This window comes from Psychromonas ingrahamii 37 (assembly GCF_000015285.1).
Classification (GTDB): Bacteria; Pseudomonadota; Gammaproteobacteria; order Enterobacterales; family Psychromonadaceae; genus Psychromonas; species Psychromonas ingrahamii.
This window is the reverse complement of the sequence record NC_008709.1, coordinates 3,650,862-3,677,617: the sequence shown is the minus strand read 5'-3', so window position 1 is coordinate 3,677,617 and position 26,756 is coordinate 3,650,862. Positions and strand designations below refer to the sequence as shown.

The following is a 26,756-nucleotide window of genomic DNA, read 5'->3' as shown; positions in this document are numbered from 1 at the left end:
GAATTTGATGATGCTGCACAGCGATTTTCCTTGACTATGTTCGGTTTTAAGTCTGTTTTTTGGATCGCAAAGACTCAGTTAAGGTGCTTTTCTTTTATTTTGCTAATGGCGCGCCAATGCAAACGATCAATGTTTTTATTTTACTAAGCAATCAGATAAAAATTTAATCCGCTCAATCAAACGCCTATCATTCCCGAGCTATATCGGTTATTCGTCAGCTTGTGCTTGAGAGCACTTGTTATAGTTTTTATTGTTGTCTTTCGCCCTGACGGCGTGCAGATGAGAAACCAAAATGCAGTTTCACAGTGCGAGAGAGTTATGCACTTTGGCAGTTCAAATTGCATGTGCGAAACTGCATTTCGGTTTTCACCAGTAACTCGCCGCCAAGGGTGGAATACCAACAAAGAAAGTTCAATCAATTGCTTACAAATGATAGCGACCAGATCGCTGATTACCCTGCAGATATAAAAAAGGCGAGCTAAGCTCGCCATTTCTCTAATTAAACAACTAAAAAATATCTGCAAATTGTTTTAAACCGCAAAATTATTTGGAAAAGGGTGTTTTTCTTAAAGGAGTGAAAATCGGGATGCTTCGCGTGCTTGTTCTTCTTTACCTGCCATAATTGCCACATAAATTGCGCGACGCTCTTTAATACATACACCAGTATCTTCTGATGTATAGAGAATAAAACTCATAAAGATGGTTGCTAAAACGTTACCGAAAGGTAAATAGAAGTCATTGCCTGTTGATAAGAAAATCAAACGATGGAAATGCATGTCTACTTCTGCCCAACGGTCATGATCAAAATCTTTTGCAATTTCTTCCATCTTTTGAAAAGTATCTGAAAGTTCGATACGTTGTTCAGCCGAAGCATTTTTTGCAGCTAATGCGCAGGCTTCGGGTTCAATCGCTTTTCGTAAACCTAGAAATTGTTGATAAAAAACCTTTGAATTTTCAAGGCCATCCATCCATTCAAGTAATTGCGGATCGATAAAATTCCAATTGGTTTTATCCGTTACAGTTGTGCCTATTTTCGGTTTAGATCGTAATAAACCTTTTGAACTGAGCAACTTTATCGCTTCACGTAAAGCTGTTCGACTGACACCGAATTGGTCACATAAAGTCATTTCATTCGGAATTTTGGATCCTTGAGGTAAAGCACCAGACAAAATGCCTTGCGCAATTGTACGAGCAACTTGTAGATGCAAATTACGTGCTGAGGCTGAGATTGTGCTAAAACTTGAAGACGACATTGTAACCCTTATGCATGCGAAATATAAGACAGGAGTCAATAGCACCGTTAGTAATAATAATACTTATTACTGTTATATACATTAACAATGCATAGGTAACATATTAACAAAGCATTGACAAATTATTAACAATAAATTAATAATTTTTTATGATTGCTCGCTAGTAATAAATCGATGTTATGTATGACAATAATACATTTTTTTGCTAATTGAAGATAATTAAATTTTATGTTTTTTATAAATCGTCTTTTTCCCGTGACGCTCGTTGTTTTGTATTACATAAATAGAATAGACAGCAAATAAAATAAAAGCTAATAAGATTGGACGCTTATATAATAATTATTAGCTTCCTTCACACATTATCATCGATCTTTTTAATTTAGTCTCAGCCATTGTGCCTAATATTCTTGCTAGCAACATAGGGAAAAGGGGGACTCCAATTGATTTTGATTTCATCGAAAATGAATGTGACTATATTATTCCGTCTATTTTTTCTGAAGATATTGATTAATTAAGAAAAACGTAAATGATAATTAGCTTGCCGCTATAATTGGGTTTACATGCTTAAAAATAAGCGACTGCTACCTTTATGAGGGGGTCGTAAAGGTTTGTGATTAAATATTTTTATTTTAAAGTCTATAATTTATCTACTGAATTGTTAAAAATAAATTTATTAACCTGAAAAGCTTTGGTTGTTCTTTTTTTAATCAATAAGTAAATCGGTTCGCTAATTTTAATTACTAGATAAGGAAGTTACGATGAAAACTATATTAATAGTATTCTCATTGGCATTAGGACTAATATACCCCCCCCTTTCATTGGCAGAAGGAGATTTAAGCCGCGCGAATGTCATCACCCTTAAATTAGAAATGGGTAGCAATACAAAGGGCATGTACTTTTTACCCAACGAGTTCAATTTAGTCACCGGACAGGCGTATAAAATTGTTCTGGCGAATACGGATGCAATTAAACATGAATTTGAATCCGTTGAATTTGTTGAAAAGATATTCACCCGTAAAGTTGAACTAGTTACTCAAAAAGGAGATTTTTTGGCGGAGGTTAAAGGTCATATCAGTGAGATTGAAGTCGGTCCTCATGCTTCGATAGAGTGGTATTTTGTGCCCGTACAAACCGGTGCTAATATCGAAATGGTCTGCGCGCTTCCCGGGCACAAAGAAGCTGGCATGTTGGGGTTGATTAATATCAATTAAACAGAGGATAAAGGAGAGTAAACCACTGCCGTTGATTAGAACTCCGCGACTTTTTTTACTCTTTAATACCCTTTTTTATTGTCCAATAATCTGCACAATAATATTGTAAAGGCCAATTATCATCACATACATTAATTAATTGAAAAACCAGCATGGTCTGACCGCCATTAAAATAGATGGCAGAGCCTATGCTGATCATAAACCTGAACAGAAATTTTTTAGCCGCTACTAATTAGGTATTTGTTAAGTTAAAAGGGGCTGATTTTAGCGCTCAATTTAAAATTTTAGCATTCTCCTCTTGCCAGCATCCTTGTCTTCATACTTCTTTTTGTACTACTCTTATAACTGTCGAGACTTATGCAATTAATTAAACTAATACCGTCGCACCTGACAACATTATAAACAAGGATTTGAAAAAGAGGGCACATTATTGAGTGGTATCTAAAAGCTTTAAGCCCTTTTTCAAAGCAATTATTACAGCGATAGTCTGATAGCGAATAGGAAAGATTAATGGATACCTACTACCCCTTGCTGATTACATCCGCCATGCTTTTGTTGCCATTAATTCCAGCAGCGATTATTTATCTTCTTCTCACTCCTCGAAATAAAAAAAATATAAATGAAGCAAAAGGAGAATACGAGGGGCAATTTCTCAGTTTGGGAAAAATTCGGGTTGAGTTTAATGTTTTTGGATCGACAGCGACCTATGCGTTAGTGCTTTTTGCCGCGTATTACATGCATAGCGATATGGAGTTACAAAAAATACAGAGACTGTCAATGCAAGACCAGCAGGCTTGGTTGGTTGAGGTTCCTGTGAGGCTAAAAGATTCTAATGGCAAACCTCTTCAAGCTAATAATGAAGAGATGCAGCAGGTTATGGTGACCCTGGAACCGGGCAATATTGAAGCGTCAGCCAGTATGCTACAGTTTTGGGTGGTGCCCGATAAAGGACGATTCCCTACTGCAAATTTCTCTATGCCGGGGGCCCGAAATCGCGTAACACTTGATCTTAACGATAAAAAAATTATTGCCCACAAATATGGTGCTAGAAAAATGGAAGGCATTGTGCCTGTTTGGCTTGATTTTGGAGAGGCATATGGGCATTAACACTATAAAATGGTTAACAGGTAAAGCTATCTTGTCACTTTCTGCTTTATTATTGCTTACTTCGATGGCGGCTCATGCAACCGATGTTAGAGGACGAATCGATTTTAGTGCTCGCAATGGCATTTTTCCAATGAACGGTGCGTTTGTTGAGCTCTGCATCATGGGCGGAGGCTGCTTATCCTATCGAACTGGATATGACGGAATGTATTATTTCCGCGCTGTCCCCGGTAATCATGAGATCTTAGTTAATGGGAGATTGCTGCTCAGACAATTTATCCCTAATCAACAATATTTTGATATACCGCCACTGATAGGTAATTAGCCCAATGCCTTACCTCAATAAATTTAAAATTAGAGTGCTACTGTTATTCGGTTTAATCTATCCGCTATATGCAAATACTTGTGATCTGGAGTTTGACGGATCTGAGTTTTTAGAGGCATCTTATAGTAAGGGGATCAGTCCGGGGTCTACATGTTACGAAATAAATATAAGCAAAAATCTTTTTTTTGCGTTCCCGGATAAACCCTGTGAATTAACTTTTGCAAGATCCGGTTGGCTTAATGACGGGTGGGATTTCAAAGGTATTCAGGGCAGTGGAACCTTTAGTACAAAAATATCCGATACTGATTTTATAGTTATTATAGATGCCACGGGAGGATTTCGATTGAACAGTATTATGCTGCACTCCGATGCAGATAACTGTGAAAATACCACGCTGGAGACGGTGTTATAGTTGGCCGACAGCCGCAAGTCATCAGGTATCAGCCCTCAGCCAACCACCATCAACGATTAGCCGATAGCCGTCTCTGTTTTTTCTTATTATTAAAGTAAGCAACTGCTTTCACCGTAACAACAGCTCACAATCCCCCAGAAAACTGCGTGGTAATGTTGATGCAGCATTGGTTATTCGTAAGCCTTCGCTTGTGAGCTTTTGGTGTTTCCTTCATTGTTGGTCTTCCGCCATTGACGGCGTGTTACTTTTCTTTCAACAGCAAAAGAAAAGTAACCAAAAGAATGCCGTTCCGAGACGTTTTTTTATCTTACTAAATAAATTCCTTTTTAACGCACCAGTCCGGACAGCACATCCATGTGCAGAGCCGAACTTAGCAGAAACATCCATGTTTCCACTTGCTAAAGGAATTGATTGAGGAAGAAAAACGTACGGAAATTTTCGTAGCCGCACTGGTTTAGTTTATTTATAAAAAGGTTTGGGTGTCCAGTTTGTTTTCTTATAATTCATATGAGGGTTTTGCCATTTTTATTGCACATTATATGAATACTTGATGCACAAGTTTTACATTCATCATGCATTAACTTGTTGAAAATAATAAGTTAATTTTTATGGTTTGCATTTATAGAGGTCTCTATAAATGCAAATGCGTTATTTTTCCAACATAAAAAATCAATTTACAATCATGCGATGGGTCTATCTAACTGTTTTATAAGTCTGTTATCATATAATTTTTTATCAATAAATAAATTTATAACAGTGTATTAGTAAGAATGGATACTAATACACTTGAAGTTAACTTCTACTTTAGGATGAAAATGGAGTTTCATGTCAAAAAATAAAAAAGTTTGTATAGTCTTAGGCAACGGTTTTACTATTGATTTTTTAAATTTAATATCAAAAAAAACCACAACTATTTGGGATGATATTGATGTATCTAATTTGTTCTCTCATGGGGCGAATTTAAAATGGCCATCTAACAATAACCCTGGATTTTTGTCTAAAAAGTATACACCGTATCTTTGGGATTTAGGGGCTCGCCCATATATGGACAAAAACGAAACTATGCACTTAATTGAAAAAATCGTTACGAGCGTAAATGTCTATGCACTTAAAGGCGCAAATGATATTAGTAAAGATCAAAAATATTTATTAGCGTACAAAGAACTCACTTCGTACCTAAAATATTTATTTATTTACTTTAATGGTAAGCAAGACGTTATACCAGATGAAATTGAGAATTGGGCATGGGCTTTATTTTTTACCACATTAAATAATTCCATTGATGTGGAAGAGGTAATAATCATAACCTACAACTATGACATATGGCTCGAAAGGATATTAACAAAACTAAATATAGAATTTGATTTGCCTCCTATGAACAAGGGAAGTAGCAAATGCAAATTTAGACTTTTTAAACCTCACGGTTCCATTAGCTTTAAATATAAAAAAGATTTACCACTATCTAGTTTTAACATCAACTACCAAGATCTTAAATCTGAATGTTCATCAATGGATATAGATATAAAATATGAAGATTTATGCACAAATAACCCTATCATATTTTTAATCCCTCCCGCTGGTGATGTAAACCGAACCAAAGTTGGTTGGAATGCGAGCTTACGTCAAATTTATGAGCCTAAAATAAAAGAGTTTAAGAAAAATGATCTTATGATTATCTCAGGTATTTCTTATTGGCATGTTGATAGGGCTGAAATAGATAATATTTTAATTTCTCCTTCGAGTGATATTGACTTAGTAAATATTAACCCTTCAATGGATAAGTATTTTGAATCAGTAATTAATAGCCTTTTTATGAATTATATTCACTTTGACTCAAGTGAAGTATTGAAGGAATTTATAATATGAGTATCCGATTAAAAAGAAAATCAAACACAGTTACTATATCTTCACTAAATGAGTGGAGAACACTTGATAAGCTTAACATGACACCTAGATATCAAAGGAAGAGTGTTTGGGGAACAGAGCAACAGTCATTGCTTATTGACAGTATATTAAAAAACATCCCAGTCCCTCCTGTGTTTTTGCGTGAAAGTATTGATAAAAAAGGTATAACTACCTTTGAGGTTATAGATGGTAAGCAAAGGTTAACATCTATTTTTAAATTTATAGATAATCAACTTTCTACTGCTGACGATGATAATGATGCTTTACATGTTCCCGAATTAGCCGGCTTAAAAATCTCCGATTTGGAGGAAGATGAATTTGAAGATATTTTGAGCGATTTTTGGGGATATCCTATTCCAGTTGAATATGTGTACACAAAAGATAACAACGCTGTTGAAAAAATATTTGACCGACTAAATAGGAGTGGTGAAAAACTTAATGGGCAAGAGTTAAGAAATGCAAAGTTTTACGACTCAAAACTAATCAATATAGCTTACAAATTTGCACAGAGTATCCATTGGAAAAAAGAACTATTAATTACAAATAAAAATAGAATGGAAGATATTGAACTCATTTCTGAGTTTATATTTCTACTTATTGAAGGTGAAGAACTTGCTTCTTCACCTAAAGTTCTAGACGAACTCTATAAAAAATATGCTAATAGTACAGATATTAATTGGGACGAGATTGAATCAAAAATGCAAGACGTAAGTAACTTCTTCCAAGAGATGAAAATCGACTTTAACGAGTACAATGTTTCTGGTGTTAGCCATTTATATGGTTTGTGGGCTTTTTCGTATCACTGTGTCTCAAACCAAATACAAGCTGCAAAAGTAAAAGATAAGCTCCATGCTTTTTATGCTGCTTATAAGGAGTCTAACTTTAAAGAAGACAATCCTTTAACAACTTATAAATCTAGTATGATGAATGCCACTAAAGGTAAAGGACAGCGTAAGAAACGTAAGCATGCCCTTATAGAGTACTGTTTATCGGAAAAAATTGGATAGAAAAGATTGGATGATGAAAAGATTGGACACCCAAATCTTTTTTAAACCAAACCAACGCGGCTACGGAAATTTCCGTACGTTTTTCTTGATCAATCAATTCCTTTAGCAAAGGAAATCAGGGATGATTTCATTAGGCTTGGTTCTGCACATGGATGTGCTGTCCAAGCCGGTGCGTTAAAAAGGGATTTATTTATCAAGATAAAAAAACGTCTCGGACGGCACTCTTTTGCTTACTTTGCTCTTGCTGTTGAGAGAAAAGTAAAGTCGCCGTCAAGGGCGAAACTCCAACAAAGAATTTTAAACCAAACGCTTACAAGCGAAGGCTTACGAATAACCGATGCATCGTCGGAATTAACACGCGAAGCGTAAAAACAAGTAACACGCCGTCAGGGCGGAAGACCAACAATAAAAGTTACAACAAGCGCTTCCAAACGAAGGCCTACAAATAACCAATGCTTCGTCGGAATTAACACGCGAAGCGTCCGTATACAGTTAATAAAATATTAAAGTAGAAGTCGAATAGGCTGGGTCGATCACCGCACCTCTGTGGCCGCGATTTCAACTGCAATATAAGAAGCAGAACCATTCAATGGGCAAGCTATTTAATAATTACTTTACAGGACACTTATTGAGTTAAAATTAGTTCTATGGTATAAAGCGCGTCGAGATTGTAACATAACTTAGTTGTAACAAATCTCACTTAACTGGCGCGTACTTTATGGTTTGCAGATTCACTGGTTGAATCCTTAAATTTAAAGACGTTCTTCAAATAACACACACACGTCGACACGTCACTCGGGGTGCCTGATTTCAAATGATTTGAAATTCGGTCGAGTGTATGGGATGTGTGGAGGCCTAACCCCTTAAAAGGAAATTCTCATGGCAAATGTATCAATGCGCGATATGCTACAAGCAGGCGTTCACTTCGGTCACCAAACTCGTTACTGGAATCCAAAAATGAAACCGTTCATTTTCGGCGCTCGTAACAAAGTTCATATCATCAACCTTGAAAAAACTGTTCCAATGTTCAACAGTGCACTTGATTTCTTAGAGCAGAAAGCAGCTAAGAAAGGTAAAGTTCTATTTGTTGGTACTAAGCGTGCAGCTTCAGATGCAGTAAAAGAAGCAGCTATCAGCTGTGACCAATTCTACGTTGATCACCGTTGGTTAGGTGGTATGTTGACTAACTGGAAAACAGTTCGTCAATCGATTAAACGTTTGAAAGACCTTGAAGTTCAAAGCCAAGACGGTACTTTTGACAAAGTAACTAAAAAAGAAGCATTAATGCTTGCGCGTGAATTAGAGAAACTTGACAAAACGCTTGGTGGCATCAAAAACATGGGCGGCATCCCAGATGTAATCTTCGTAATCGATGCAGATCACGAACATATTGCAATCAAAGAAGCGAATAACCTAGGAATTCCAGTTATTTCTATTGTTGATACTAACTCATGCCCAGACAACATTGATTATGTTGTACCTGGTAATGATGATGCAATCCGTGCTATCAAACTTTACTTAGAAGCAGCTGCTACAACGATTAAAGCAGGTCGTGAGCAAGATGTTATAGTACAGGCTGAGCAAGACGGTTTTGTTGAAGAAGTTAGCGAATAATTAGCCTTTTTGAGCTAAATATCTCTTATTAATCAGTCTATGATTGATTATTGGGGGGCTATTGCCCCCCCTTTTTAATTGAAATAATAGGAATTCGACAATGGCTATTACTGTAACAGCTAAGCAAGTTAAAGAACTTCGTGACCGTACTGCTGCGGGTATGATGGATTGTAAAAAAGCATTAGTTGAAGCTGAGGGCGACCTTGAGCTTGCAATTGAAAACATGCGTAAATCAGGTGCAGTTAAAGCCGCTAAAAAAGCTGGCCGAGTTGCTGCTGAAGGTGTGATTTTAGCAAAAGTTGAGGGTAGTGTTGCCCTTCTTGCTGAAGTAAACTGTGAAACAGATTTTGTAGCAATGGATAAAAGCTTTCTTGCTTTTGCAAATAAAATTGCAGAAATCGCATTAGCCAATAAAGTGGCTAGCGTGGAAGCTCTCAATGAATTAGCTTACGATGGTGATACTGTAGAAGTTGCTCGTGCTAATTTAGTGTCTAAAATTGGTGAAAATATCTCTATTCGTCGTTTACATATCGTTGAAGGTGAAAACCTTGGTGCTTATGTACACAGTGGCAAAATTGGTGTTATCTCTGTGCTTAAAGGTGGTGATGCAGATCTTTCTAAAGATATCGCAATGCACGTTGCTGCAGCTGCTCCTCAGTATGTTAAAGCTGAAGATGTACCTGCTGATGTTGTTGCTAAAGAGAAAGAGATTCAGCTTGCAATCGCAGTAGAAAGTGGTAAACCTGAAGCTATTGCTGAAAAAATGGTTGCTGGCCGTATGGCTAAATTTTCTGGTGAAGTTAGCCTGACAAGTCAACCCTTCATTAAAGATCCTTCTATCAAAGTTGCTAAGCTTCTTAAAGACGCTGGCGCTGAGGTTATCTCATTTATTCGTTTAGAAGTGGGTGAAGGCATCGATAAGAAAGTTGAAGATTTTGCTGCTGAAGTTGCTGCGACAATGGCTGCTTCTGCTAAGTAATCAATTTCTCTAAATAAGACGCTTTGTTTATTGTCTTTGAAGAACCGCAGCTACGTCTGCGGTTCTTTTGCATTCAAAATAGGGTTTAATATTGTCTTTAAAATTTAATTAGTTATACCTGTTAGGTTAACAAATTACGACACAATTTATTAACCTAACCGGTATTAAGTCTACATTAAGGAACTAGCATGAAAACAAAACCAAAATCTGCATATCGCCGCATTTTATTAAAATTAAGTGGTGAGGCTTTGGTCGGCGAGGAGGGCTTTGGTATTGATCCTAAAGTGCTGGATCGCATGGCGCTTGAAATTAAATCATTAATAGAAGTAGGTGTGCAGGTTGGGTTAGTTATCGGTGGCGGCAATATTTTCCGTGGCGCAGGTCTCGCTGAAGCTGGGATGAACCGCGTTGTTGGTGACCATATGGGTATGCTGGCGACGGTAATGAACGGTCTTGCAATGCGCGATGCCCTGCAGCGTTCGCATGTTAATTCGCGTTTAATGTCAGCGATTCCTTTAAATGGTGTTTGTGATGATTACAACTGGGCAAAGGCAATAAGATACCTTAAACAAGGCACTGTGGTGATTTTTGCCGCTGGCACAGGTAACCCATTTTTTACTACGGATTCGGCAGCTTGTTTACGTGGTATTGAAATTGAAGCCGATGCTGTTTTAAAAGGTACAAAAGTAGATGGAGTTTTTGATGCCGATCCGGCTAAAAATCCTGATGCAAAATTATATAAAGAGATTGATTATCAATTAGTATTGGAAAAAGAGTTAAAAGTAATGGATCTCGCTGCGTTTACATTAGCACGGGATCATAGTTTACCTATACGCGTATTTAATATGAACAAACCCGGTGCGTTAAACCGTGTTGTGTTAGGCGAAGATGAAGGTACAACTATTAAACATTGTGAGACAATAATAGAAAAAGAATAATCAATTTATAACCGAAAATTAGGGAAATTTTTATGATCAATGAAGTTAAAAGTGATGCTCAATCCCGTATGGATAAAAGTGTTGAAGCATTTAGAAGCCAACTTTCAAAAATTCGCACGGGTCGTGCACACCCAAGTTTATTAGATGGTATTATGGTGCCGTATTACGGCAGTAATACACCGCTTCGTCAGGTTGGTAATGTCTCTACTGAGGATGCCCGTACATTAACGGTCACGGTTTTTGATGCCTCGTTAATTAAGGCAGTGGAAAAAGCGATAATGGGCTCAAGTTTAGGTTTAAACCCGATGTCTGCGGGTACTGTGATTCGTATCCCTTTGCCTCCGCTAACAGAAGAGCGTCGTCGTGATTTAATTAAAATTGTGCGTGGTGAAGCTGAAAATAGTCGTATTGCTATCCGGAATATTCGTCGTGATGCAAATAACGATTTAAAATTACTGGAAAAAGATAAAGATATCAGTGAAGATGAACAACGTGTTGGCGAAGAGCTAGTGCAAAAAACAACTAATGATCATATTAAACAGATTGAAGATCTGCTTGTCGTCAAAGAAGCTGAGCTACTTGAAGTTTAACTATCTAGTGTTAGCGTATCCCTATTTTGGATATGCTAACTAATGTTCCGCTATTTTTCAATTCATCAAGGTTGATTGTGACCACATCAAATGAAAATTTAAAACATGCCAGGCATGTCGCTATTATTATGGACGGAAATGGTCGCTGGGCACAAAGCAAAGGTAAGCATCGTGTATTAGGGCATAAGCACGGCGTTCAATCTTTACGTCGGGCAATTGCTTTTGCAAGCGAGCAAAAGCTTGAAGCATTAACCTTGTTCGCCTTCAGCAGTGAAAATTGGCAACGCCCGGTGCAGGAAGTTGATATGCTGATGGCGCTTTTTTTTACTGTATTAAGCAGTGAAGTCAAAAAATTACAGAAAAACAATATTAAACTTAAAGTGATTGGTGAGTTGTCCGGATTTAGCGAAGGGCTACAAAAAAAAATCATTGAAGCTGAAAATAGAACCCAAGCTAATACTGGTTTAGTGGTCAATGTTGCCGCAAATTATGGTGGCCGCTGGGATATAACGCAGGCAACCAAAAAGTTAGCTACTTTAGTGGCGGCAGGTAAGCTTAAGGTAGAAGATATCAATGAGCAGCTGCTTAATAACGTTACCTGTTTGGCAGAATTACCGCCAGTGGATCTTCTAATCCGCACGGGGGGGGACCAACGTATTAGTAACTTTATATTATGGCAACTGGCTTATGCGGAATTTTATTTTACCGATGTTTTGTGGCCGGATTTTGATGGTCAAGAATTTCAATATGCGCTAGATGTATTTTCAAGTAAAGAACGCCGCTTTGGAAAAACCGGTGCACAACTAAGTTAATAATTAATTTGCTGGTTTTCTCAGTACAAACGTATTTAATCAAGGTGTTTCTGTGCAACAACGAATTATAACTGCTTTAATTTTAGCTCCTCTTACCATTGCTGGTATATTCTTTCTTCCGTTAAAGTTTTTTATGCTTTTGGGTGCGGCCATTTACCTGCTATCCAGTAAAGAGTGGGCGGGCTTCGTGAGTAAAACGCCTTCCGGTTTCGTTCTATTTGTTTTCGGTTTAGTGCTTGGGGGGACATTACTATTAATACCCGTTGAACAAATCTGGAGCGCTGGTAAAGTCAACGGTTATATTATCTATGGCCTGTTAGCTGCCTCTCTTTGGTGGTGTCTCTCTCTACTGATGGTTATTAGTTACCCAAAATCAGCAAAGCTATGGCAAAAAAGTAAATTCATTAAATCTGTTTTTGGTTTGCTAACCCTTGTACCCCTATTTTGGGCAATGGTTGTTTTACGTTCGGTCAATATTGATGATGATTTTTATTTTGGTGCTGAGCTATTAATGTACGTTTCCTGTCTTGTTTGGGCCGCCGATATTGGCGCTTATTTTTGCGGGAAAAAATTTGGTAAACGCAAGTTGGCGCCTAAGGTGAGCCCAGGAAAAACCATAGAGGGCTTTTTGGGTGGACTGTTGAGTGCCATGTTTGTGGCGCTGCTTGGCTCAGCCTTCTTTGCTATTCCAACGGATCAAATGACCATTTTTTTGATTGGCTCTTTGATCACTATTATAGTTTCCTCGCTCGGTGACTTAAGTGAAAGTCTATTTAAACGAGAAGCCGGTCTAAAGGACAGCAGCAATTTATTACCGGGCCATGGTGGCATTTTAGACAGGATAGATAGTTTAACCGCTGCTGTGCCGGTTTTTACCCTTATTTATCTATTTTGGTTAAGTTAGAAAATGAAAAAATTAGCTATATTAGGCGCAACGGGTTCGATAGGAGATAGTACACTCAGTGTTTGCCGGAGTAACCCTGAGTTATATCAGATTACCTTATTAGCAGCCTCATCCAGTGTTGATAAAATGCTAGCGCTGTGCCGCGAGTTTACCCCATTGTATGTTTCAATGAGCAGTGAAATATCGGCTAAAAAATTGCGCGGTTTACTCAAAAGAAACAATTTATCATGCCATGTGCTTGATGATGAGCAGCGGTTATTAGAATTACTCGCAAGTGATCATGTGGATTCAGTGATGGCTGCTATCGTTGGAGCTGCAGGGTTAAAAACAACACTTGCGGCGGTTGATGCGGGTAAAGAAGTTTTTTTAGCCAACAAAGAAGCGTTGGTTATGTCCGGCGCACTGTTTATTGATGCGGTTAAAAAGTCTGGCGCAAAGCTTTGGCCCGTTGATAGTGAGCATAATGCTATTTACCAAGCGTTATCACCCAAGTTGCAAAATACTATTGGTGCTTGCGATTTATCCGGGGAAGGTGTCTCTAAAATACTATTAACCGGCTCTGGTGGCCCCTTTTTAGAAAAGCCCTTAGCAGAATTTGCAGCGATCACCCCGGCACAGGCTGTTAAGCATCCCAATTGGTCGATGGGTAAGAAAATATCAATAGACTCGGCCACCATGATGAATAAAGGGCTTGAGTATATTGAAGCGCGCTGGTTATTTAATGCCAATAAAGAGCAGCTGCAGATAATAATACATCCTCAATCAGTCATTCATTCCATGGTGCAATATAAAGATGGTAGTGTGATAGCGCAGATGGGCAACCCTAATATGCGCATTCCGATTGCCTACGTCTTAGGGGGTGAGCAGCGTATCGAAAGTGGAACTGATTTTTTAGATTTTTTTGCAGCGCCTGATTTTAGTTTTACCGCGCCTGATTTTGATCGTTACCCTTGCCTGAAATTGGCCATTGACGCTTGTTTTGAAGGACAGCAGTCAACCACTATTCTAAATGCAGCAAATGAAATTGCGGTTGAGGCTTTTTTAAATCAGACCATCAAATTCACCCAGATATCACAACTTGTTGAGCGTGTTTTAAACCAGCATGAAAGTGCCGCTATTGAGTCAGTCGAGCATTTATTAGAGATTGATACAGAGGCGAGGTTAAGCGCAAGTGAGATTATTAAACGGGATTATTTATGCTGAGTAGTTTATTGTATTTAGCTGGTGCGTTTTAAAACCACATGATGGTGTTGTTATTAAGTCAGTCGATCATTTTTAGGGATTGATACAGAGGCGAGGTTAAGCGCAAGTGAGATTATTAAACGGGATTATTTATGCTGAGTAGTTTATGGAATTTAGGTGCTTTTATAGTCGCATTAAGCATTCTGGTTGCTGTTCATGAATTTGGACATTTTTGGGTGGCCAGAAAATGTGGCGTAAAAGTGCACCGTTTTTCTATCGGCTTTGGTAAAGTTTTATTTAAATGGTTTGATAAACAGGGAACTGAATTTGCTGTTGCAGCTATCCCTCTCGGCGGTTATGTTAAAATGCTCGATGGCCGAATCGACAAATTAAGTGCCGAGGATGAGGCATTTGCCTTTGATAAAAAAACCGTTTGGCAGCGCATTGCAATTGTTTCTGCGGGACCTGCGGCTAATTTCATATTAGCCGTTATTGCCTTCTTTTTTATGTACATGATCGGCGTGAACAGCGCTAAACCTATCGTTGAAACAACGCAGGTAGGTAGCCCTATGAGTGTTTTACAAGACGTAAAGCACTTTCAAGTAATGGCTATCAATAACCAACCGGTTGAAGATTGGGATTCATTGAACTTAGCCTTGGTTAATCAAATTGGCGAAAATCAGTTTAATATTACTGTTCAGCCGCTAAAAGAGAGCAATCCTGAACTCTCCAGCGAACCAACAAAAAGTTTCACTGTCTCATTGCAGGATTGGCAATTTGATCCCAAAACAGAGTCAATTATCAGCAGCTTAGGCTTGATTCCCTATATGCCGGAGATCTATTTAGAGGTTGGGCAACTGACTCAGGGCGGGGCGGCAGACAAAGCAGGTTTACAAATAGGTGATAAGTTATTAAGCATTGATGGTGATAAATTAAACAATTGGCAGCAATTTGTTGCGCTTATCCAAAAAAATGCTGAGCAAACGCTGCAACTTGAAATTGAAAGAGGCACAATAACACAAATAGTTAAGCTGACACCGGCTGCTCGAAGGCTTGAATCTGAAATTATTCAAGGGCATATTGGTGTTTCTCCGGTCATTGAAACTTACCCAGAACAATACCGGGTTAAGTTGCAGTTTGGTCCATTAGCGGCAATGGATCGCGCCATTGAACAAACAGGGCTGCTTACAAAATTAACTTTTAATACCATCGTAAAACTGGTGAGCGGTGATATTTCAGTTAAAAATCTCAGCGGACCTGTGGCAATTGCTAAAGGTGCCGGTATGAGCGCAAATTATGGTATTGAATATTTTTTGGGATTTTTAGCCTTAATTAGTGTCAACTTGGGATTAATGAACCTAATTCCTTTGCCGGTATTAGATGGCGGGCACCTATTATACTATTTTTTCGAAGTTGTAACGGGTAAAGCGGTGCCAGAAAAGGTTCAAGAGATAGGCTTTAGAATAGGTGGAGCTATTTTAATAACGCTGATGCTAATTGCTATACTGAATGATTTTGATTTATTATAGAACCTCCGAAACTATCGTTTAAATAATGATGGTATTGAAACTTCGGTCATTTGTTTATAAACTCCACATCTTTGATATTTGGTTACATATTCCAGCTGTTTAAGGTTTTACTTAAGTCGCATGCTGGCAGTTTCCTTAAAAAATGATGTGCTTAGTAAGTATAAAAAACACGCTATAAGTGTTGTAAAGGATTAGCTAATAAAATGATTAAAAAATTTTTACTTACTGGTGCATTAATAATCGGCAGTTGTATTTCGGGATTTTCGTTTGCAGAAAAATTTACTGTTTCTGATTTGCAGTTTGAAGGTCTGCAGCGAGTGACTTTAGGTGCAGCTCTGCTCAGTTTGCCTATTCGGGAAGGTGATGCTGTTGACGATTATACATTAGGAAAAGCGTTAAAACAGCTTTATGCCAGCAGTTATTTTGAGTCTATTGAGTTACTCAGACAGGGTGACGTTTTAATATTCAAAGTAAAAGAACGTCCTACAATCAGTAATGTAGAACTCTCCGGAAATAAAAAGCTCAGCGAAGAACAAATTTTTGATTCGCTTAAATCATCCGCGCTGAAAGTTGGCGAATCTCTGGATCGTACGACGCTCTCGGGAATTGAAAAAAGTCTTGAAGATTTTTATCATAGTGTGGGTAAATACAGCGCCAAAGTTGAGACTGTCGTTACGGCATTGCCACGTAATCGCGTCTCGATTAAATTTAGATTTAAAGAAGGCCGCACGGCAAAAATTGAGCAGATAAATATTGTCGGTAACAATGCTTTTACGGATCAAGATTTATTAAAACGCCTGACCCTAAGTGATTCCGGTGGTTGGTGGGACTTCTTTGCTGATGATAGTTACCAAAAACAAAAACTGGCGGGTGATCTTGAAGTTATCAAAAGTTATTATTTGGACCGTGGTTATATTCGTTTTTCTATTGATGAATCGCAGGTCGCATTAACGCCCGATAAAAAAGGCGTTTACGTGACCGTTAATATTAATGAAGGGAAAATATATAGCGTTTCTGATGTCAAATTTATCGGCAATCTGCTCGGTTATGATGATGATATTGCATCCTTGGTGCCTTTTAAGCGCGGTGATACTTATGCGGCTTCCGATATTACTTTTGCAGAACAAAGTATTCGCAAGTACTTTGGCCGCTTAGGCTATGCCTATCCGGAAATTACGACTTATCCTGAAGTTAACGATGCGACAAACACTGTTGCTATCAGTTTTTCTGTGGATCCGGGATCTCGTGGTTATGTACGCCACATCAATATTTCTGGTAATACAACAACAAAAGATGTGGTTATACGCCGAGAGATGCGTCAAATGGAAGGGGGTTGGTTATCAAGCGAAAATATTGAAACCTCAAAATCGCGCTTAAATCGCCTTGGATTTTTCTCTAAAATTAATATTAATACAGAAAGAGTGAGTGATGATTTAGTTGATTTAAACCTTAACGTCGAAGAGCAGGCTTCTGGTTCATTTAATGCAGGTATCGGATATGGTACCGAATCCGGGATGAGTTTAACTGCTGGGGTGCAGCAGAATAACTTTTTAGGTTCGGGTGATAAAGTTGGCTTTGAAGTAAAAACCAACCAATATAACCTCAGTGCAAATGTTAACTATACGACGCCTTATCTGACTAAAGATGGCGTGAGTGCCGGTGGTCGACTCTTTTATGATAAATTTGAAGCAGGTGATGCAAACATTGTTGATTATACCAACACAACTTATGGCGTGCGTTTAAACAGCGGTTTTCCGGTGAATGAAACCAACCGTTTAGGTTTTAGTCTTGGTTGGGAGAATAACAATATTTCACAATTAAAGTCCTATGAGCAATTACAGCAATTTTGGGATATTTATAACTCTCAGTTAGCGTCCGACGGCTCAGCAACATTTCAGAACTTTGATATCTCCGCTAATTGGACAAGAAATAATTTAGATAAAGGACAGTTAGCGACACAGGGTACGAAGCATTCTTTATGGAGTAAAATTACGGTTCCTGGTTCTGATCTACAGTATTTTAAAATTAATTTTAATATTAGTCATTATCAGCGCATTACCGATTCGGGGGATTGGACGACTTTATTAAGAGCCTCGGGGGGATACGGAAACGGTTATGGACAACTTGAAGGTAATGATCAAATTTTACCTTTCTTTGAAAATTATTATGTTGGCGGCTATCGGACCCTGCGCGGTTTCGCGAGTAATACTGTAGGTCCTCGTGCTATGTATGTCAGCAATGGCAATGTATCATTAACCGATAATGCAGTGGGTGGTAACGCCAAATATACCCTCAGTGGCGAAGTGATTTTCCCCGTCCCCTTTTTAGATGAGGCTTATGCAAGGCAGGCGCGAACAAGCTTATTTGTTGACGCGGGCGAGGCATGGGACACGGAGTTTAATAATGATTATTACAGCCAGCTAGGGTGTGTATCTAATTGTGATTATTTTTCCGATTACTCAAAACCCGGTCAGATTCGTGTTTCAGCAGGTACTCAAATCACTTGGGTATCGCCAATGGGACCGTTAATCTTCACACTGGCATGGCCTTTAATCGAGTATGAGGGCGATCAAACTGAAATTTTCTCATTTAATATCGGTGAAACTTTCTAAGTACTTATTGTAGTATTATGACTCAGATTACTTGCAACAAGTGACATGAGTTTCTCAAAAATTTAATTATCAAGGAGTTAAAATATGAAGACGTTTTTTAAAGCAGTGACATTAGCCGCAACATTGATTTTCGTTCCCTATACGACAGCGGTACAGGCAGCACAAAAAATTGCCGTGGTATACCCGTCAAAAATTATGCAAGAATCTCCGCAACGGAACAAGATTATTAAAAAATTAGAAGATGAGTTCAAGGGCCGTTATCAAGCTCTGCAGCTATTAGAAAGCGAAATTAAGAAATTAGAAAAAGCAGTTCAGCGTGATGCTGAATTATTAGGTAAAGACAAAGTGACCGCGATGAAACGTGAGATTGAGGTTAAAGTCTCTGAGTACAAATTAAAACGTAAGGCATTTGAAGAGGATAATCGTCGTCGTCAAGGCGAAGAGCAACAAGAGGCCTTAATGGTACTGCGTGAGGTTATTAATGATATCGCCGCACAAGATGATTACGATATTATTCTTAATGGCGAGCAAATTGTTTTTTCTAAACCAGCACTTGATATATCCGAGCGTGTTATTAAAGAAATCAGCAAAAAGTAGGTTATTAAGTATGGTATACAATTTAGGGCAATTAGCACAACAACTTAACGCGCAATTGGTAGGAGATGCTGAGCTCAATATATATCGACTTGCAACCTTTGAAAAAGCCGCGCAGGGCGACATTACTTTCGTCTCTGACAAAAACTTATTAACCAGATTAGATGAATGTAACGCGAGTGCAATTGTATTACCGAACTCTTTTAAACAGGGCTACCAAGGTAATGCGCTGTTTATGGAGACCCCCTATGTGGGTTATGCATTATTAGCCAGGATTTTTGATACCACGCCAAATCCGCAACCTGCTATTGCCGCCTCGGCACAGATTCATAAAAATGCAATCATAGGTCAGAACGTGACTATTGCTCATAATGTTGTGATTGAAGAGGGTGTGGTGATTGGTGATAACTGTCAAATTATGGACAATGTTGTTATTGGGCAGTACAGCACCTTGGGAGAAAACACCAGAATCTACCCTAATGCCACTCTTTACCATCAAACGGAGTTGGGTAAGCGTTGCATTATTCATGCTAATGCGGTTATCGGGTCGGATGGTTTTGGCAATGCGCCATATCAGGGTACCTGGATTAAAATTCCGCAAATAGGAAAAGTGATTATTGGTGATGATGTTGAAATTGGTGCTTCAACAACAATTGATCGTGGTGGGCTATCGGATACACTTATTGCCAATGGGGTCAAAATTGACAATCAATGTCAAATTGCCCATAACGTTTCCATTGGTGCACATACTGCTATAGCAGGGGGGTCAAATGTTGCGGGCAGTACTAAGATAGGCTCAAACTGTATTGTAGGCGGATGTGTTGCAATCAATGGCCATATAACCATTGTAGATAATGTTGTTGTTACGGGTGACAGCATGGTAATGCGCAGCATTACAGAGCCGGGTATTTATTCATCCGGTGTGCCGGCACAAAAAAATAAAGCATGGCGTAAAACAACAGCTCATACATTAAAAATTGATGATCTATTTAAGCGTGTGAAAGCACTTGAAAAACAACTAAAAGATAATACTTAAGGAATAAAAAATCGTGACCAACGAATTAAATTCACTAGACATCAAAGAGATCATGGATCTTTTACCGCATCGTTACCCCTTTTTACTGGTCGATCGCGTGCTTGATTATGTACCCGGAAAAAGACTGCATGGTATTAAAAACATCTCTTTTAATGAACCCCAATTTACAGGGCACTTTCCTGATACACCCATTTATCCCGGTGTAATGATCCTTGAATCATTAGCGCAAGCAACGGGTGTGCTTGCCTTTGCAACCTACGGAAAACCTGCTGTCAATGAACTGTATTTTCTGGCATCAATGGATAAAGTACGCTTTAGAAGACCCGTTATACCAGGTGATGTGTTAGATCTTGAAGTCATCTATCTTAAGGATCGCCGTGGCATGGGTAAATTTGAGTGTGTTGCAAAAGTGGATGGACAAGTCGCCTGTGAAGCGATGATCATGTGTGCAAGAAGAGAGATTTAATGACTAAAAAAATAGCAATGATTCATCCAACGGCGATTGTGCATGAAAATGCCATCATTGGAAAGGATGTAGAAATTGGACCTTATACAATTATTGGCGATCGCGTTGAAATTGGTGATAATTGCTGGATTGCACCGCATGTTGTGATCAAAGGTCCGACTAAAATGGGTAAAGGTAATAAAATTTACCAGTTTGCTTCAATCGGAGAAGATTGCCAGGATCTGAAATATAACGGTGAAGAAACTTTCCTGGAGATTGGCGACAATAATGTTTTTCGTGAAAGTTGCACTGTCCACCGCGGAACGGCTCAGGATCAGGGGACGACGCGCATTGGTAATAATAATTTATTGATGGCTTATGTGCATGTGGCGCATGATTGTGTGCTAGGTAATAACATTATTTTATCAAATAATGCCACTTTAGCCGGCCATACTAAGCTTGCTAATAATGTAATTATAGGCGGCCTTTCTGCACTGCATCAATTTACCCGTGTGGGTGAGTTTGCCATGATTGGCGGCTGCTCTGCCGTCAACAAAGACATTCCTCCGTACTTTATGGCAACGGGAAATTATGTGGAAGCGCAAGGTGTTAACTCGGTCGGTTTAAAACGCAGTGGTTTTAACAGCAAAGCGATTATGGAAATAAAACGTGCCTATAAAATACTTTGCCGCGAAGGTAATTCCCTTGAGCAGGCAAAAATTAAAATTGCAGAAAAACTAGAAGGTTGTCCGGAATTACAGGTTTTATACGATTTTATCTGTGAAGAAAGTCGCGGCATTGTTCGTTAAGCATTTTGTGCTTTAGTTTTATATTTAAAATAGGCTCATTAGAGCCTTTTTTTTTAAGAGCGAATTAAAATATGAATAAACCATTAAGAATAGGTTTAATTGCCGGTGAAGCTTCAGGTGACATCCTAGGTGAAGGTTTAATTAAAGCATTAAAAATACATTATCCCGATGCTGTTTTCGAAGGGATCGCCGGGCCAAAAATGATTGCGCAGGGCTGTACGGCTTTGCACCCGCTGGAGGCCTTGTCGGTGATGGGATTTGTTGAAGTGCTGGGCAAATTAGGCAGTATTTTACGTATTCGTAAGTCTATTATTAACCATTTTATCGCTAACCCACCGGATATTTTTATTGGTATTGATGCACCAGATTTTAACCTGACCGTCGAGCTTAAATTAAAACAACATAATATCAAAACAATCCATTATGTAAGCCCTTCTGTCTGGGCTTGGAAGCAGTGGCGTATTCATAAAATTGCAAAAGCCACGGATCTGGTCTTAGCTTTTTTGCCCTTCGAAAAAGCGTTTTATGATAGATTTGATGTGCCTTGCCGGTTTATTGGCCATACGCTTGCGGATCAATTACCGCTTGAACCTGAAAAGCAACAAGCTAGGCAAAGCTTAGGTCTTCAGGCCGATGCTAAATTACTGGCTATTTTACCCGGTAGCCGAAAAGCCGAAGTTGAAATTTTAGGTCCCATATTTTTACAGTCGGCAGCGTTAATCAGCAGACAATACCCGGACTACAAATTTATTGTCCCTATGGTCAATGGGGCACGTAAAAAACAACTTTTAGAACAACAACAGCAATATGCACCTGATTTACCCCTACAAATTTTTGACGGTCAGGCAAGCGCTGTTCTACAGTCAGCTGATGCTGTACTGCTTGCTTCGGGCACGGCAGCATTAGAGGCAATGCTCGCTAAAGTGCCGATGGTGGTTGCCTATAAAGTGAACCTTCTTACTTATGTTATTGCCAAAGCCTTAGTAAAGGTTAAATATACGTCATTGCCGAACTTAATCGCCGATAAAGAAATTGTAAAAGAGCTCAGTCAATATAATTGTACTGTGGAAAATATCGTCGCAGCATTACAGCCCTTATTGGGCCAAGACAACCACCAGATGATCAATACTTTTATCCGCCTGCACAAGTTGATTCGTTGCGATGCTGATCGGCAAGCAGCCCAGGCTGTGGTTGATGTGTTAAATAATAAAAAATAATAAATAGTAATAGAGCATAATATGAGTAAATTGAAAATTGACTTTCCAGCTGTTGTGTATCCCGATTTTACTTTGATTGCCGGTGTTGATGAGGTGGGTCGAGGTCCCTTAGTCGGCGATGTGGTGACCGCCTGTGTTATTCTGGATGCCAATAATCCTATATCGGGTTTAGCCGATTCTAAAAAACTTAGTGAAAAGAAACTGGCACTGTTGTTTGATGAGATCCAGGAAAAAGCCTTGTTTGTTGCCGTGGGCCGCGCCTCTCCTGTGGAAATAGATGCGCTTAATATTTTGCATGCGACTATGCTTGCGATGCAGCGTGCGGTTGATAATCTAAGCATTTCCCCGGAATTTGTCTTTATTGACGGCAACCGTTGTCCTCAATTGAGCATGCCCTGTGAAAGTGTTGTGAAGGGCGATGCGCGTGTTGCCGAAATAAGTGCCGCATCTATTATTGCGAAGGTCACCCGAGATCGGGAAATGTGTGAACTAGATAAACAATATCCACACTATGGATTTGCTAAGCATAAAGGCTATCCTACCAAAGCGCATTTTGCAGCAATTGAAAAACACGGTGTTACCCCTGAATATCGTAAAAGTTTTAAACCCGTTAAAAAAGTACTGGGTTTGTTATAATGGTCAATTGAAGCAAAATAAGATCAGTGTATATTGTTAAATTTTTAAGCCGTTAAATACCTGCGGGTAGGTTATCTGAATAATAGTAAAGTTATAAAATAGAGATGGTATGTCAGCAGAGCAAAGCACAAGTATTTCAACTAAACAGCCAAAGTTTATTCACTTAAGAGTGCACAGTGATTATTCGATGGTCGATGGTGTCACTAAAATTAAACCCTTGGTTGCTAAAGCGGCTGCACTGAATATGCCTGCATTAGCTATCACCGAACAAACTAATTTTTGCGGTTTGGTTAAGTTTTACGGTGCAGCCCATGATGCCGGTATCAAGCCGATTGTGGGTGTCGATTTTTGGGTGAAAAGTGAGCTGCTTGCAGATGAACAGTTTCGTATTACGGCATTAGCAATGAATAATGCCGGTTATAAAAATCTGACCGAATTAATCTCGAAAGCTTATTTAAGGGGCCATGTCGGAGGCCGTGCTGTGATCGATCAGGACTGGTTGGCTGAGCATAATCAGGGCATTATTTTACTTTCCGGCGGTAAAGATGGCGATCTTGGCAAAGTGTTATTAAAAGGTAATCATGAGCTTGCGGTTGAAATTATCCAGTTTTATCAACAATATTTTGCACAGCGTTATTACATTGAATTAATACGCACCAATCGCCTTAATGAAGAAACCTATCTGCATTACGCCTTAGACTGGGCTGAAAAATACCAGCTGCCTGTTGTTGCAACCAATGAAGTCGTTTTTGCTGATAAAGCGCTTTATGATGCCCATGAAATTCGGGTTTGTATTAATCAGGGTTATACATTGGGTGATAATCGCCGTCCTAAACAATACAGTGATGAGCAATACCTGCGTAGCCAGGAGGAGATGTGCGAACTTTTTGCAGACATTCCCGAGGCGCTTAAAAACAGTGTTGAAATTGCGAAACGCTGTAATGTGACGCTGCGCTTGGGTGAATATTTTTTACCTGACTTCCCAACAGGTGATATGTCAATAACGGACTATTTTTGTGACGTTTCACGAAAAGGTTTAGAAGATCGTTTAGCCATTTTATTTGATAAAAACGCGCCTGAATTTGCCGATATTCGTGCCCCCTATGACCAGCGTTTACAAATTGAGTTAGACGTGATTAATACCATGGGGTTTCCTGGATACTTTCTGATCGTGATGGAATTTATTCAGTGGAGTAAGGATAATAAGATCCCTGTTGGACCCGGACGAGGTTCAGGTGCCGGGTCATTAGTGGCTTATGCACTGAAAATTACGGATCTTGATCCCCTTGAGCTTGAATTACTGTTCGAACGATTCTTAAATCCGGAACGTGTTTCGATGCCCGATTTTGATATCGATTTCTGTATGGACAGGCGTGATGAAGTAATCGATCACGTTGCTGAACTCTACGGGCGAGACGCAGTATCACAAATCATCACCTTTGGCACTATGGCGTCAAAAGCGGTAATACGCGATGTTGGTCGGGTATTAGGGCACCCCTATGGTTTTGTTGATGGCATTTCCAAGCTTATTCCTCCGACACCGGGTATGACCTTAAGCAAAGCATTTGCAGAAGAGCCGCGTTTACAGGAACGTTATGATGGCAGTGAAGAGGTACGCGCATTAATTGATATGTGCCGCACCTTAGAGGGGACCATTCGTAATGCCGGTAAACATGCTGGTGGTGTGGTTATTTCGCCAACCACTATTACGGATTTTTCCCCGTTATATTGTGATGAGCTGGGTAATAACCCGGTGACCCAATTTGATAAAAATGATGTTGAAACCGCAGGGTTAGTAAAATTTGACTTTCTGGGGTTACGTACCCTGACGATAGTGCAATGGGCGCTGGATATGGCCAATGCCCATAAACATGCCCGTGGTGAAGAGACGCTCTTTATTGAAAAAATCTGTCTGACCGAACCCGCCTGTTTTGAGTTATTAAAACGTTATGAAACCACGGCGGTATTTCAGCTAGAGTCGCGTGGCATGAAGGATCTTATCCGCCGTCTGCAGCCCGACAGTTTTGAGGACATGATAGCCTTAGTGGCGCTGTTTCGTCCAGGACCCTTGCAATCGGGCATGGTCGATAACTTTATTGAACGTAAACATGGCCGGGAGGCGGTTTCTTTCCCCGATGAAAAATGGCAGCATCCATCCTTGGAAGAGATTTTAGCGCCTACCTACGGCATTATTCTCTATCAAGAACAGGTTATGCAGATTGCGCAGGTGTTATCGGGTTACACACTTGGCGGGGCGGACATGCTGCGCCGAGCAATGGGTAAGAAAAAACCTGAAGAGATGGCCAAACAGCGTGAGACTTTTGAGCAGGGTGCAATTGATAATGGGATTGATGGCGAACTCGCTATGAAAATCTTTGATTTAGTTGAAAAATTTGCGGGTTATGGTTTTAATAAATCGCATTCTGCGGCCTACGCTCTGGTGTCATATCAAACACTGTGGATGAAAACCTTTTATCCTTCATACTTTATGGCCGCTGTTATGTCGGCGGATATGGATAATACCGAAAAAATTGTTACTTTAGTGGCAGAGTGCCAGAGTATGGGACTCGATCTTGGCCCACCAGACGTAAACGAAGGTTTATTCAAGTTTAATGTCGATCCTGATCTGCGTATTATCTACGGTATCGGCGCTGTTAAAGGCGTTGGGGAAGGACCCGTTGATGCGATTATCGAAGCGCGGACAGCGGGCGGTAAATTTATCGATCTGTTTGATTTTTGCAACAGAATTGATCTTAAACACTGTAATAAACGCATTTTAGAAAAACTTATTTTAGCGGGCGCACTCGATAAACTCGGTCCGCACCGTGCCGCTTTGATGGAAACGTTGCCGAATGCCCTGAAGTCTGCGCTGCAGCATAAAAAAGCGGAATCCTTTGGGCAAAGTGATCTTTTTGGTGTTTTAACCACGGACAGTGAAGAAATTGCGGATAAATTTTCCTCGGTAGATAAATGGCCGGAGAAACAATGGTTAGCGGGTGAAAAGGAAACCCTGGGTTTATATCTGACGGGCCACCCCATTAATCAATATGAAACAGATATCCGTGCTTTTCATTGTCTAAAATTATCTGATCTGGTGGCTAACCGCCGCGGTCAAAATAGCCGTGTTGCGGGTCTGATTCTAAGTATGCGTATTATGGTGACTAAAGCAGGTAAACGTATGGGCATTATTACCTTAGATGATAAAAGTGCGCGTATGGAGATTACCGTCTTTGCCGATTTGCTGGATCAGTATGAAGATCTTTTGGTCGCTGACAATGTTATTGTCCTGCAGGGGCAAGTCAGTGAAGATTATTTTAACGGGGGGTTAAAAATGAACGCCCGTGAAGTGATGAGTATTGAGCAGGCACGTGAGCGTTTTGCTTCAAAACTGCGTTTAAAAGTCAATAGCGATAATATTGATGCTGATTTTCAACGGCTGTTAAAGGAGGCACTGGTCCCTGCCAAAGGCGGATTATGTCCTGTGTATATTGAATATACTAATTCACTGGCCCAAACTGAGCTGGTATTAGCACGACAATGGTCGATCACCCCGAGTGATGATCTTTTATTTTCATTATCCAGACTGCTTGGGCCTAAAAATGTGACTTTGCATTTTGATCATGTTAACTAGTTAAACAGACC

At 39.5% G+C, this 26,756-nt stretch carries 23 protein-coding genes; 22 read left to right on the top strand and 1 reads right to left on the bottom strand.

Going from position 1 to position 26,756, the window contains the following annotated elements:
• Positions 1-566 precede the first annotated feature (566 nt).
• A complete protein-coding gene (locus tag PING_RS15365) occupies positions 567-1,253 on the bottom strand; it encodes a FadR/GntR family transcriptional regulator (protein WP_011771238.1) in 687 nt (228 codons plus the stop codon).
• 758 nt (positions 1,254-2,011) lie between these two features.
• Here PING_RS15365 and PING_RS15360 point away from each other — a divergent pair.
• The 22 genes from PING_RS15360 (at position 2,012) to dnaE (ending at position 26,745) form a co-directional block, all read left to right on the top strand.
• On the top strand, positions 2,012-2,464 hold the full coding sequence (locus PING_RS15360; RefSeq protein ID WP_011771237.1) for a cupredoxin domain-containing protein: 453 nt from the start codon (positions 2,012-2,014) through the stop codon (positions 2,462-2,464).
• 510 nt (positions 2,465-2,974) lie between these two features.
• Complete coding sequence (locus tag PING_RS15355) at positions 2,975-3,571, top strand: hypothetical protein (RefSeq protein WP_011771236.1); 597 nt, start codon at positions 2,975-2,977, stop codon at positions 3,569-3,571.
• Positions 3,561-3,893, top strand: a complete 333-nt coding sequence (locus PING_RS15350; RefSeq protein ID WP_041766573.1) for a hypothetical protein — start codon at positions 3,561-3,563, stop codon at positions 3,891-3,893. The genes PING_RS15355 and PING_RS15350 overlap by 11 nt, the downstream gene beginning before the upstream one ends.
• Positions 3,894-3,897: 4 nt before the next feature.
• A complete protein-coding gene (locus PING_RS15345) occupies positions 3,898-4,305 on the top strand; it encodes a hypothetical protein (RefSeq protein ID WP_011771235.1) in 408 nt (135 codons plus the stop codon).
• An 825-nt stretch (positions 4,306-5,130) separates the two neighbouring features.
• The gene (locus PING_RS15340; RefSeq protein ID WP_011771234.1) at positions 5,131-6,171 is read left to right on the top strand and encodes a hypothetical protein; all 1,041 of its coding nucleotides are present in this window, start codon (positions 5,131-5,133) and stop codon (positions 6,169-6,171) included.
• The gene (locus PING_RS15335) at positions 6,168-7,217 is read left to right on the top strand and encodes a DUF262 domain-containing protein (protein WP_011771233.1); all 1,050 of its coding nucleotides are present in this window, start codon (positions 6,168-6,170) and stop codon (positions 7,215-7,217) included. Before PING_RS15340 ends, PING_RS15335 begins: the two co-directional genes overlap by 4 nt.
• Before the next feature lie 879 nt (positions 7,218-8,096).
• Positions 8,097-8,831, top strand: coding sequence for a 30S ribosomal protein S2 (rpsB, locus tag PING_RS15330; RefSeq protein WP_011771232.1), 735 nt, complete (start codon positions 8,097-8,099; stop codon positions 8,829-8,831).
• A 106-nt stretch (positions 8,832-8,937) separates the two neighbouring features.
• The gene (gene tsf, locus PING_RS15325) at positions 8,938-9,810 is read left to right on the top strand and encodes a translation elongation factor Ts (RefSeq protein WP_041767379.1); all 873 of its coding nucleotides are present in this window, start codon (positions 8,938-8,940) and stop codon (positions 9,808-9,810) included.
• A 188-nt stretch (positions 9,811-9,998) separates the two neighbouring features.
• Entirely contained in the window at positions 9,999-10,748 is a 750-nt protein-coding gene (pyrH, locus tag PING_RS15320) for a UMP kinase (protein ID WP_011771230.1), read from the top strand.
• A 32-nt stretch (positions 10,749-10,780) separates the two neighbouring features.
• Entirely contained in the window at positions 10,781-11,338 is a 558-nt protein-coding gene (frr, locus tag PING_RS15315) for a ribosome recycling factor (protein ID WP_011771229.1), read from the top strand.
• A gap of 128 nt (positions 11,339-11,466) precedes the next feature.
• Positions 11,467-12,150, top strand: coding sequence for a polyprenyl diphosphate synthase (gene uppS / locus PING_RS15310; protein WP_408635129.1), 684 nt, complete (start codon positions 11,467-11,469; stop codon positions 12,148-12,150).
• A 52-nt stretch (positions 12,151-12,202) separates the two neighbouring features.
• Positions 12,203-13,054, top strand: a complete 852-nt coding sequence (locus PING_RS15305; protein WP_011771227.1) for a phosphatidate cytidylyltransferase — start codon at positions 12,203-12,205, stop codon at positions 13,052-13,054.
• Between the two features lie 3 nt (positions 13,055-13,057).
• Positions 13,058-14,257: a 1-deoxy-D-xylulose-5-phosphate reductoisomerase gene (gene ispC / locus PING_RS15300; RefSeq protein WP_011771226.1), complete on the top strand. Its 1,200-nt coding sequence runs from the start codon at positions 13,058-13,060 to the stop codon at positions 14,255-14,257.
• Positions 14,258-14,388: 131 nt separating this feature from the next.
• The gene (rseP, locus tag PING_RS15295; RefSeq protein WP_011771225.1) at positions 14,389-15,765 is read left to right on the top strand and encodes a sigma E protease regulator RseP; all 1,377 of its coding nucleotides are present in this window, start codon (positions 14,389-14,391) and stop codon (positions 15,763-15,765) included.
• Positions 15,766-15,968: 203 nt separating this feature from the next.
• Positions 15,969-18,377 carry an outer membrane protein assembly factor BamA gene (gene bamA, locus PING_RS15290; RefSeq protein WP_011771224.1) on the top strand — a complete coding sequence of 803 codons (2,409 nt, stop codon included), beginning with the start codon at positions 15,969-15,971 and terminating at the stop codon, positions 18,375-18,377.
• A gap of 84 nt (positions 18,378-18,461) precedes the next feature.
• A complete protein-coding gene (locus PING_RS15285; RefSeq protein WP_011771223.1) occupies positions 18,462-18,974 on the top strand; it encodes an OmpH family outer membrane protein in 513 nt (170 codons plus the stop codon).
• 10 nt (positions 18,975-18,984) lie between these two features.
• A complete protein-coding gene (gene lpxD, locus PING_RS15280; RefSeq protein WP_011771222.1) occupies positions 18,985-20,007 on the top strand; it encodes a UDP-3-O-(3-hydroxymyristoyl)glucosamine N-acyltransferase in 1,023 nt (340 codons plus the stop codon).
• A gap of 13 nt (positions 20,008-20,020) precedes the next feature.
• A complete protein-coding gene (gene fabZ / locus PING_RS15275; protein ID WP_011771221.1) occupies positions 20,021-20,473 on the top strand; it encodes a 3-hydroxyacyl-ACP dehydratase FabZ in 453 nt (150 codons plus the stop codon).
• Positions 20,473-21,261, top strand: coding sequence for an acyl-ACP--UDP-N-acetylglucosamine O-acyltransferase (gene lpxA / locus PING_RS15270; protein ID WP_011771220.1), 789 nt, complete (start codon positions 20,473-20,475; stop codon positions 21,259-21,261). The genes fabZ and lpxA overlap by 1 nt, the downstream gene beginning before the upstream one ends.
• Positions 21,262-21,332: 71 nt before the next feature.
• Positions 21,333-22,478, top strand: a complete 1,146-nt coding sequence (gene lpxB / locus PING_RS15265; protein ID WP_011771219.1) for a lipid-A-disaccharide synthase — start codon at positions 21,333-21,335, stop codon at positions 22,476-22,478.
• Between the two features lie 21 nt (positions 22,479-22,499).
• On the top strand, positions 22,500-23,114 hold the full coding sequence (gene rnhB, locus PING_RS15260; protein WP_011771218.1) for a ribonuclease HII: 615 nt from the start codon (positions 22,500-22,502) through the stop codon (positions 23,112-23,114).
• Between the two features lie 109 nt (positions 23,115-23,223).
• On the top strand, positions 23,224-26,745 hold the full coding sequence (gene dnaE / locus PING_RS15255; RefSeq protein ID WP_011771217.1) for a DNA polymerase III subunit alpha: 3,522 nt from the start codon (positions 23,224-23,226) through the stop codon (positions 26,743-26,745).
• The last annotated feature ends 11 nt before the right edge of the window (positions 26,746-26,756 follow it).

Excerpts from the sequence above, each read along its gene's own strand:
- pyrH (WP_011771230.1), top strand. The coding sequence starts at position 9,999 with ATGAAAACAAAACCAAAATCTGCATATCGCCGCATTTTATTAAAATTA.
- bamA (WP_011771224.1), top strand. The coding sequence starts at position 15,969 with ATGATTAAAAAATTTTTACTTACTGGTGCATTAATAATCGGCAGTTGT.
- rseP (WP_011771225.1), top strand. The coding sequence starts at position 14,389 with ATGCTGAGTAGTTTATGGAATTTAGGTGCTTTTATAGTCGCATTAAGC.
- PING_RS15355 (WP_011771236.1), top strand. The coding sequence starts at position 2,975 with ATGGATACCTACTACCCCTTGCTGATTACATCCGCCATGCTTTTGTTG.
- PING_RS15350 (WP_041766573.1), top strand. The coding sequence starts at position 3,561 with ATGGGCATTAACACTATAAAATGGTTAACAGGTAAAGCTATCTTGTCA.
- PING_RS15345 (WP_011771235.1), top strand. The coding sequence starts at position 3,898 with ATGCCTTACCTCAATAAATTTAAAATTAGAGTGCTACTGTTATTCGGT.
- rnhB (WP_011771218.1), top strand. The coding sequence starts at position 22,500 with ATGAGTAAATTGAAAATTGACTTTCCAGCTGTTGTGTATCCCGATTTT.
- lpxD (WP_011771222.1), top strand. The coding sequence starts at position 18,985 with ATGGTATACAATTTAGGGCAATTAGCACAACAACTTAACGCGCAATTG.
- PING_RS15340 (WP_011771234.1), top strand. The coding sequence starts at position 5,131 with ATGTCAAAAAATAAAAAAGTTTGTATAGTCTTAGGCAACGGTTTTACT.
- frr (WP_011771229.1), top strand. The coding sequence starts at position 10,781 with ATGATCAATGAAGTTAAAAGTGATGCTCAATCCCGTATGGATAAAAGT.
- lpxB (WP_011771219.1), top strand. The coding sequence starts at position 21,333 with ATGAATAAACCATTAAGAATAGGTTTAATTGCCGGTGAAGCTTCAGGT.
- uppS (WP_408635129.1), top strand. The coding sequence starts at position 11,467 with ATGGACGGAAATGGTCGCTGGGCACAAAGCAAAGGTAAGCATCGTGTA.
- ispC (WP_011771226.1), top strand. The coding sequence starts at position 13,058 with ATGAAAAAATTAGCTATATTAGGCGCAACGGGTTCGATAGGAGATAGT.
- lpxA (WP_011771220.1), top strand. The coding sequence starts at position 20,473 with ATGACTAAAAAAATAGCAATGATTCATCCAACGGCGATTGTGCATGAA.
- dnaE (WP_011771217.1), top strand. The coding sequence starts at position 23,224 with ATGTCAGCAGAGCAAAGCACAAGTATTTCAACTAAACAGCCAAAGTTT.
- PING_RS15335 (WP_011771233.1), top strand. The coding sequence starts at position 6,168 with ATGAGTATCCGATTAAAAAGAAAATCAAACACAGTTACTATATCTTCA.
- rpsB (WP_011771232.1), top strand. The coding sequence starts at position 8,097 with ATGGCAAATGTATCAATGCGCGATATGCTACAAGCAGGCGTTCACTTC.
- PING_RS15285 (WP_011771223.1), top strand. The coding sequence starts at position 18,462 with ATGAAGACGTTTTTTAAAGCAGTGACATTAGCCGCAACATTGATTTTC.
- PING_RS15360 (WP_011771237.1), top strand. The coding sequence starts at position 2,012 with ATGAAAACTATATTAATAGTATTCTCATTGGCATTAGGACTAATATAC.
- PING_RS15365 (WP_011771238.1), bottom strand. The coding sequence starts at position 1,253 with ATGTCGTCTTCAAGTTTTAGCACAATCTCAGCCTCAGCACGTAATTTG.